Genomic DNA, 9175 nt, shown 5'->3' on the forward strand with positions numbered 1-9175 from the left:
GGAGTATGAACACAAAAAGTATGGGATGGATGCTTGCCCTGACACTAAGTCTGAGTGTGATCTGGCCAGCAACCGTTGGTGCGGAAAGCACCCAGGTTACTCGAATCCAGGCCAATACCTATGTTGGTGATCCTGGAGAGATGGTAGAGTCCTTTGACATTACTGTAGCGAATCCGGAGAAATATCAGAATCTGAAAGCTTCAGACTTCGAAATTACTGGCAATTATGATGGCTATCCCTTAAATGAAGCGGAAGAGATCATACAAAATGAGTATGAAGATGACGGAATAAAATTGACAATTACGGATCATACCATCCATATGGCGGTCGAGCCGTTTAAATATCCTGGAGGTATGATTTCAAAATTTAAGGTAACGAACAAAACGTATCCAGAGCTATCTTTTGATGAGACCAATGTGGATAAGGTTGTTACCCGAACCGTCGATGATTTTGAAAAAGGTACGTACACCGGCAGCAACGGTGAAGCGTTGTCTTACCGTCTGAAGCGTAGTCCTTCCACCAACGCACAACCGCTTGTCGTATGGCTTCATGGCGGGGGAGAAGTAGGTACGGATGGTAGAAGTCATCTTACGGCTAATCGTGGAGCAGTAGTCTGGACAGAATCGGGGTATGATACTTCCGTGCTTGCTGTACAGTATCCCGAGAATTACAGTTTCAAAATTTACGATAACCCTGAACAACTGGCTAAAATGCAAGCATATTTTGTTGCACAGTATGAGCTGATCCAGAAGCTTGTAGCTGAAGGGGAGGTTGATCCGGATCGGATTTATCTGGCTGGTGTATCTAGTGGGGGTGGCGGAGCCCTTCGGTTTATGATGCAATATCCGGATCTGTTTGCAGGAGCTGTTGTCATTGCGGCCAAGGATACAGTTGCAGATTATACGGGGTCTGTGGATGAATTTAAAGCACTTAAAGATATTGTGAATGTTCCTATTTGGCTTCACCATGCTAAGGGTGATCCTACAACAGATAGTCGTACGAGTATACTTGCGTATGAAGCGTTGTTGGAACTAGGGAGTGATCCGGACATTTTCGTATACGATGATGATTTCATGGAAGGAAATAATCTCTATGGTGGATTGAAACATTGGTCATGGGTTCCTGCTTTGGCAAGTTATCAGACACCTGACTTTTTGTTTAATCAAGACAAAGGAATATCTGATGTCGATATATATACCCGGATGGACCGGAGAATTAAAGCGCATGAAATTGTGGATCGGACTCAGCTTGCCGTATGGATTGCTGATTTTTTGAAACTCCCAAATCCTCAATATGAAGAGAGTTATAGTGATACGTTTGAACGATGGTCTCAAAAGGCTATCTCGCAGGTTACAGAAGCAGGTGTAATGCAAGGAACGGGGAATAATAAATTTTCCCCTTTAGGTGATATAACACGAGCTCAATTAGCGGTTATTTTGGACAAAATGAAGAAAAACTTGGGTATAGAACCTGATCAATCAGAGGCGGCTATGTTTGATGACGTACCTCCGACTCATTGGGCATATGAAGCAATACGAAACAGCTCACAATACGATATTATGGGCGGCAAAGAGGCACAACTTTTTGCACCTAATGATGTGGTTGATGGAGAAGAATTTCATGATATTATGGACCGCTTGTATCTGACAAAGGCGAATCGACACTTAGAAGACTAAATAATGAGAGGAATGATTGATATGACTACACCATTTCCGAAAGACTTCCTATGGGGCGGTGCTGTAGCAGCCAACCAACTTGAAGGAGCTTATAATACAGATGGCAAAGGTCTGTCTGTTCAAGATGTAATGCCACACGGGATTACAACGCCTAGAACGGAAGCACCTACAGAAGATAACCTGAAACTGATCGGTATCGATTTCTACAACCGTTACAAAGAGGATGTTAAACTGTTTGCTGAAATGGGCTTCAAAGTGTTCCGTACATCTATCGCTTGGTCCCGTATCTTCCCTAAAGGTGATGAATTGGAGCCAAACGAGAAAGGTCTGCAATTCTATGATGACCTGTTCGATGAGTGCCACAAATACGGGATTGAACCACTCGTAACGATCTCTCACTATGAGACACCGCTGCATTTGTCCAAAACATATGATGGCTGGGTTAACCGTAAAATGATCGATTTCTACGAGCGTTATGTAACAGTTCTTTTCAACCGTTTCAAAGGCAAAGTTAAATACTGGCTGACGTTCAACGAAATCAACTCCATTCTGGAAGAGCCATTCATGAGCGGCGGAATCTACACGCCAAAAGCAGAACTGTCCAAACAGGATCTGTACCAAGCGATCCATCATGAATTGGTAGCTAGTGCCCTAGCTGTGAAACTGGGTCATGAAATTATGCCTGAAGCCAAAATCGGCTGTATGGTACTGAGCATGCCTACGTATCCGTTGACTCCGAACCCGGATGATGTGGTTGCAGCGATGCATGCGGAACAGCGCAATGATATCTTTGCTGATATCCATGCACGTGGTTATTATCCAAAATACATTAATCGTTATTTCAAAGCGAATAATATCAATATCAAGTTTGAAGATGGCGATGCTGAAATTCTGAAGCATACCGTAGACTTTATCTCATTCAGTTATTATGTAAGCATCTGTGAGACTGGTGATCCCGAGAAACGTATCGAAGGAAAAGGAAACCTGTTCGCAGGTGTGCAAAACCCTTATCTGAAAGCGAGTGAGTGGGGCTGGCAGATCGATCCGCAAGGACTGCGCGTAACCTTGAACAAATACTGGGACCGTTATCAAAAACCATTGTTTATTGTCGAAAATGGCCTGGGTGCAGTCGATGAGCTGATCACGGACGAAGATGGCAATAAAACCGTGAACGATGATTACCGTATTCAATACTTGAATGACCATCTGGTACAGGTGGGCGAAGCTCTTGAGGATGGCGTAGAAGTGATGGGTTATACGTCATGGGGCTGTATTGACCTGGTAAGTGCTTCAACAGCAGAGATGAAGAAACGTTATGGTTTCATCTATGTAGACCGCAACAATGATGGTTCAGGAACATTGGATCGTTACAAGAAAAAATCATTCCATTGGTACAAGGAAGTTATTAGTACAAATGGCGCAAGTCTTAAGAACAGTAACGAGTAAATGCTAGTTCTATAAGCATAGTTGTACTAGCACCTTTTTATGTCACATTAACGCACATTAACCGCTTTCACAAAAACATTGTCATATGGATAATTATATGGTAAGATGGGCCTAAGGCTAATGAATACTGGATTGTTACTGTTCAATCAGGCAAAACCAGAAGCGGGGCATATTTCGTGACCTGCTTTGGTTTTGCCTTTTACTACTTTGACGGTGCAAGGTGATGTGAAGAAATGAAAATTGAGAAGGTGCTGAACAACAACGTAGTTACCGTAATTGATCCGGGAGGAAACGAACTGGTCGTTATGGGACGTGGAATTGCCTTCAAAAAGCATACTGGTGAATCGATTGACGAGAGTCTCGTCGAAAAAATATTCTCGCTTGAAAGTAAGGAAGTATCACAGAAACTTAAAACACTTCTGTCTGATATCCCGGTTGAATATGTCGAGTGCTCGGATGAGATTATCCGTTATGCCGAGACGGTGTTAGGTGAGAAGCTGCATGAAAGCATCTACATTTCACTGACGGATCATATTCATTTTGCCATTGATCGACATCGTCAAGGATTGCAGATCCGTAACGCATTGTTCTGGGAGATCAAGCGCATGTACCGAAAGGAATATGCCATTGGACTCAAGGCGCTACAGATTATTGAGGAAACGTTAGGTGTCCTGTTACCCGAAGACGAATGCGCATTCATTGCAATGCATCTGGTTAATGCCCAGATGAACGGTGAGATGAGGGAAACGATCAGTATTACGAACATTGTTAAGGACATACTTAACATCGTAAGACGTAGCTTTGTGATTGAACTTGATGAAGATTCATTGAGTTATTATCGGTTTTTAACTCATCTGAAGTTCTTTGCCCAACGTGTGTTGCAAGGAACGGCGATTGAAGATAAAGAAGAAGATAACCCGCTTCATGACTTGGTGAGCAAGCAGTATCCGGAAGCACATGCATGTGCAGTAAGGATCAGTGACTATACGCGTAAGATCTATAATCGGGTGTTGTCCAAGGAAGAAATACTGTATCTAACCATTCATATTGAACGAGTTGTCAGAAATGAACAAACAATTGAATAAAATTGGGATTGTTACTGCTAAAAAGGCAAAACCTAAACGTTGAATAATGATAAGCTTTTCTGCTTTGTCATTATTCAGTGTTTAGGTTTTTTTTTAACCTTCATTACACATAAAAGGAGCAAAACACAATGGATAAACAACAATTGTCCAAGGATATTTTGAAACTTGTTGGTGGCGAAGAGAATATTGATCAAGTCACTCACTGTATGACAAGACTCAGATTTAACCTGAATGACAACCAAAAAGCGGACAAAGCGACGCTAAAAAAATACACTAGGCGTTATGGGCGTTATGGAGAACGGTGGACAGTTTCAAGTTATCATCGGTAACGATGTACCAATCGTGTATAACGCACTCGTTGGCAACATGTCCAAATCTCCAAACGCAGATAATGCAACATCAAGTGCTTCAACTGGAGAAAAGAAAAAGAGAAATCCAATAAGTGCGCTGTTCGACTTCATCTCAGGTATGTTTACACCAATTCTGCCTGCAATTACGGGTGCAGGTATGATCAAAGGTATCGTGGCCATCTTTGTCGCACTTGGGTGGTTGTCCGACACTAGTTCAACCTATATCATTTTGTCGGCGATTGGTGACGGTGCATTCTACTTCCTGCCGATCATTCTGGCAATCAGTGCTGCCCGTAAACTGGGTAGCAATATGTATATTGCCGCAGCGCTCGCAGCAGGGATTATGCATCCGACCATTACAGCACTACTGGCTGATGGTCACAACTCATCATTTATGGGGATTACAGTCATAGCGGCAACGTATTCTTCTACAGTTATTCCGATTGTTCTAGCAGTTTGGATTGCTTCATATGTAGAGAAAGCCGTTGATCGTGTAACACATGCTTCACTTAAACTCTTGGTTGTTCCAACGGTTACCTTGTTGATTATGGTTCCACTGACATTGATGACAGTAGGTCCATTGGGTACGGTTCTTGGTAATGGTTTGTCCGGTGGTATTTCATGGTTGTTCGATAACATGTCTATCTTCGCAAGTATTCTGATTGGTGGTACGATGTCACTGCTAATCATTACAGGTATGCACTATGCATTGCTGCCAATCGTAGTTGGTTCGATGACAACACTGGGTTACGACTTTATTATTCCACTGATGTTTGCAGCTAACTTGGCACAAGGTGGTGCAGCATTTGGTGTAGGTCTCAGATCGAGAAATGGCAAAACCAAATCCCTTGCATATTCCACAGGTCTTACGGCTATCATGGGGATTACGGAACCAGCGATGTATGGTATCAACATGAAGTTCAAAAAACCGTTTATTGCAGCCCTTATCGGGGGAGCGATTGCTGGTGGATTCATGGGTATCTTCAATGTTAAATCGTACGTTATTACAGGACTTGCAGGTCTGCCGAGTGTGGCAGCATTTATCAGTCCAGCAATTAGCACACTGCTCTATGCTCTGGCTGGTGGTTTGATTGCCATCGTAGCTGCAGCAGTACTGACGTACATTCTTGGATTCCAAGAAGAAAATGCAACAGAGCCAGCACCAGCAGCTGAGCCGGCAACACCAGCAGCAACAACTTCTGCTGTTGTAACTGAAGAAGCAAAAGCACAAGATGAGCAAATCTTCAGCCCAATCACAGGTGAAGTTAAACCGCTGAGCGAAGTGCCAGACCCTGCGTTCTCTGAAGAGATTATGGGTAAAGGATTTGCGATTCAACCATCTGAAGGACGTGTGGTTTCTCCAATTAACGGTACTGTGTTCTCGTTATCGAAGAGCGGACATGCCATTGGTCTGGTAAGTGATACAGGCGCAGAGATGTTGATTCATATCGGGATTGATACCGTGAAGTTGAAAGGTCAATTCTTCTCGCCTAAAGTTCAAGCAGGTGTGAAGGTTGCCGTAGGTGATGTACTGATGGAGTTCGACCGGGAACAGATCGAAAAAGCTGGTTATACAACGATTACACCAGTTATTATTACAAACATGCACCAGTATGAGTCGATTGAGTCTGCTGGTCGCACTACGATCAAAGAAAAAGACTTGTTGTTCACAGCTAAAGCTTAACCATAGAAATGAAACAGCAGCTTTACCGGAATGTAATCCGGTAAAGCTGCTGTTTTTTTTTGCATATAGCCTTTTACACGGGAAGCATACCCTGGACCAGTTGCACAAAGTGTTGTGCAGGCTTGGACAGATAACGGTTCTGCAGCCAGACCAGCGCCGAGCCAACCGTGGAATGCTGATCCCGGATGCGATATACGTGGAATGGGTGCTCGTGATATAGCTGTAGTACCGTGTGAGGCACGATGGAACTGGCGAAGCCGAGTCGGACCAGTTCCAGCAACATATTAATGTCTGAGCACTCACCCATGATGGAGGGGGTAACCTGATGCTCCCGGAACTTGTCCAAAATTAGCTCGAACATACCGAGTCCTTCTGTGCTTGGAAGCAGTAGAGGGATACCTGTAAGCTGCTCAAAATAAGTCCCCATCTCCGCTCCTGGTCCCATCTCTGTCGGACTATCCAGCGGTGTTGAAGAAATATAGAAGAGTCGCTCCTGTGGCAGGTGCAGCACCTCATAGCGTTCTGTCTGGACGGGCATGCGTACACAGGCGAGTTCAACTTTGCCATCTTCCAGCAGGCGGCATAATTGTGCAGACTCATTTTGCTGAATTTTATAGGTAACCTGTGGATGGGTGGTGCGAAACTGTTGCAGTGCTTGCGGGATCAGGCGATCCGATATGGTATTGATGCCGATGGCGAGTTTGCCCCGTATGCCGTGACGGAAACTTTGCATCTCCATTACAGCTTCCTCCATATATTTGGTCAAGGTAACCGCATAATCATAGAAGCTGCGACCCGCCTGCGTTAGCTCCATCATGCGTCCTTTGCGTTCAAATAGAATCACACCAAGCTCTTCTTCCATTAACTTAAGCTGCTGGCTCAAGGGTGGCTGAGCCATGTGAAGTCTTCGAGCTGCTGCTGTAATCTGTTTCTCCTCAGCAATGGCAATGAAATAGCGACATTGTTTGATATCCAAGTGGTTGTTCTCCTTCGCTTGCAATGTATATGTAATTCGTATGGAAAGCAAACAAAACATGTATTTTTAATATACTACGATCTTATGTTACCATACATTAGATTTGCATACCTGACTAACAGAGTTTGGTTTCTATATGAATATTATTGCATGAGAAAGACCTTGAATTGGAGGATAAAACAACGTGGTTAGAACAATACATGATGCTGCGCAAGCGGGCCATACCGATGAGGTCATTCGATTTATCACACAACAGGGAAGCCGGTTGAATGAACGGGATGCATTGGGGCGAACACCTCTGCTGGCTGCGGTGCACGGTAACAAGATAGACACGGCAAGGATGTTAGTGGATGCCGGAGCCGACATTAATCTTCGGGATGCACGATTGGACAACCTGCTGTTATATGCGAGTGCTGAGGGTATGTATGACATGGTCGAATTGGCGATTACAGCTGGTGCGGATATGAGGTTAACGAATCGTTTTGGCGGCACAGCCCTTATCCCAGCAGCAGATCGGGGCCATGTGGACATTGTGGAGCTTCTGCTGACACGCAGTGATGTGGATGTGAACCATATCAACAACCTGGGGTGGACAGCCTTGCTGGAAGCGGTCATTTTGGGAGATGGCGGGCCGCGTCACCAGCAGATTGTTGCCTTGCTTTTGCAATATGGTGCAGATCCAAAGATTGCGGATCGGGACGGGATTACACCGCTTGCACATGCGAGCCGGCATCGGTATGCCGAGATGGAACGACTATTAACCCAAGTCTGAAGAGACTTATACATTTATAATACAGAACAGTGAAAGGATATTCCGAACGAATGAACAGACATCAAGAGCATTTTTTACAAAAGAATATGAAGGACGTATCTTCACTGATTTTGGCAGGTATACAGTGGTTTTTCTTCCTGTTTACCAATACCGTTGTTGTTCCGCTATCCATTGGACATAATTTTCATCTGTCTCCGGATGCCATCGCTGCCTCCATGCAGCACGCATTTATCCTTACCGGAGCAGTGTGTATTCTTCAAGCCGTATTTGGTCATCGATATGCGATTATGGATGGTCCGTCAGGGTTATGGTGGGGATTGACGCTAAGTTTGACGGTATCTGCTTCATCGGCCGGTATGAGTCTGGAGCGTATTGGCGGTGGACTGGCTGCAGGTTTTCTGTTAGCGGGACTAACGATGGTGATTCTGGGTTGGCTGGGAGCAGCGCAAGTGCTGCAAAAGCTGTTCACACCTATGGTGAAGAGTGCCATGTTGTTTCTAATGACGATTCAATTAACCATGAATTTTTTCAAAGGTATGATTGGATATACGGAGTTTGGTCGTTTCGATCTGCCTGTTGCCGCATTGTCCGTTGTCATTGCGTTTTTGGTGGCATGGATTCAATTAAAAGGTAGGGGGAAACTGGGGAACTACGCGATCCTGTTTGGGATTGTGGCAGGCTGGATCGCTTATAGTCTATTGTTTCCTGGACAGCATAGCGGACAGCCTAATCAGGCCCCGGCAGGTCTCGAACTGTTTCCGTGGGGAGCACCCAGATGGGAACCGGGTATTGTCATTACTGCATTTTTCGTGGGGTTGGTGAACATGACGAATTCGATCACCACATTAAGCACAGTTGAGAAACTATACCGGACAGAAACAACAAGCCGTCAGTATAGGCATTCCTATGCGCTAACGGGTCTGTTCACGATGTTGTCAGCCTGTGTAGGTGTGCTGCCCTTTGGTTTATTTGCATCATCGATCGGATTCCTGGAGAGTACTCGCATTCTGCGTCGTGCTGCCTTGATAATTGGAGCGGGGATGTTATGTATGATAGGTCTTACACCTTCAGTGACAGCATTTTTTGCACAAATACCACCAAGCGTCGGCAGTGCGGTTTTGTTCGTGGCTTATCTTCAGATGTTCGGCACGGCACTAAGAACGCTTGAAGGTACAACGTTTAATTC

Annotated in this window: 6 protein-coding genes and 1 pseudogene; 6 read left to right on the forward strand and 1 reads right to left on the reverse strand. The window is 44.6% G+C overall.

Translation table 11 applies throughout. From position 1 onward, the window contains the following. Nucleotides 1-5 precede the first annotated feature (5 nt). From QF049_RS31275 to QF049_RS31290, 4 genes and pseudogenes are all read left to right on the forward strand, one after another. Nucleotides 6-1676, forward strand: coding sequence for an S-layer homology domain-containing protein (locus QF049_RS31275; RefSeq protein ID WP_307543016.1), 1671 nt, complete (start codon nucleotides 6-8; stop codon nucleotides 1674-1676). 21 nt (nucleotides 1677-1697) lie between these two features. Then, nucleotides 1698-3122, forward strand: a complete 1425-nt coding sequence (locus QF049_RS31280) for a glycoside hydrolase family 1 protein (RefSeq protein WP_091014346.1) — start codon at nucleotides 1698-1700, stop codon at nucleotides 3120-3122. A gap of 233 nt (nucleotides 3123-3355) precedes the next feature. Continuing rightward, the gene (gene licT, locus QF049_RS31285) at nucleotides 3356-4207 is read left to right on the forward strand and encodes a BglG family transcription antiterminator LicT (protein ID WP_036668684.1); all 852 of its coding nucleotides are present in this window, start codon (nucleotides 3356-3358) and stop codon (nucleotides 4205-4207) included. A 128-nt stretch (nucleotides 4208-4335) separates the two neighbouring features. After that, nucleotides 4336-6241: pseudogene (locus QF049_RS31290) on the forward strand (beta-glucoside-specific PTS transporter subunit IIABC). Between the two features lie 73 nt (nucleotides 6242-6314). Here the strand turns inward: QF049_RS31290 and QF049_RS31295 are convergent. Next, nucleotides 6315-7217: a LysR family transcriptional regulator gene (locus QF049_RS31295; RefSeq protein ID WP_307543018.1), complete on the reverse strand. Its 903-nt coding sequence runs from the start codon at nucleotides 7215-7217 to the stop codon at nucleotides 6315-6317. A 184-nt stretch (nucleotides 7218-7401) separates the two neighbouring features. Here QF049_RS31295 and QF049_RS31300 point away from each other — a divergent pair, with 184 nt between their 5' ends. Further along, nucleotides 7402-7989 (forward strand): ankyrin repeat domain-containing protein, encoded by a 588-nt coding sequence (locus QF049_RS31300; protein WP_307543020.1) that lies wholly within the window; start codon nucleotides 7402-7404, stop codon nucleotides 7987-7989. A 50-nt stretch (nucleotides 7990-8039) separates the two neighbouring features. Then, on the forward strand, nucleotides 8040-9175 hold a 1136-nt coding region (locus QF049_RS31305), incomplete at its 3' end, for a uracil/xanthine transporter (RefSeq protein ID WP_307543022.1).

The organism is Paenibacillus sp. W4I10 (assembly GCF_030816325.1).
GTDB lineage: Bacteria > Bacillota > Bacilli > Paenibacillales > Paenibacillaceae > Paenibacillus > Paenibacillus amylolyticus_B.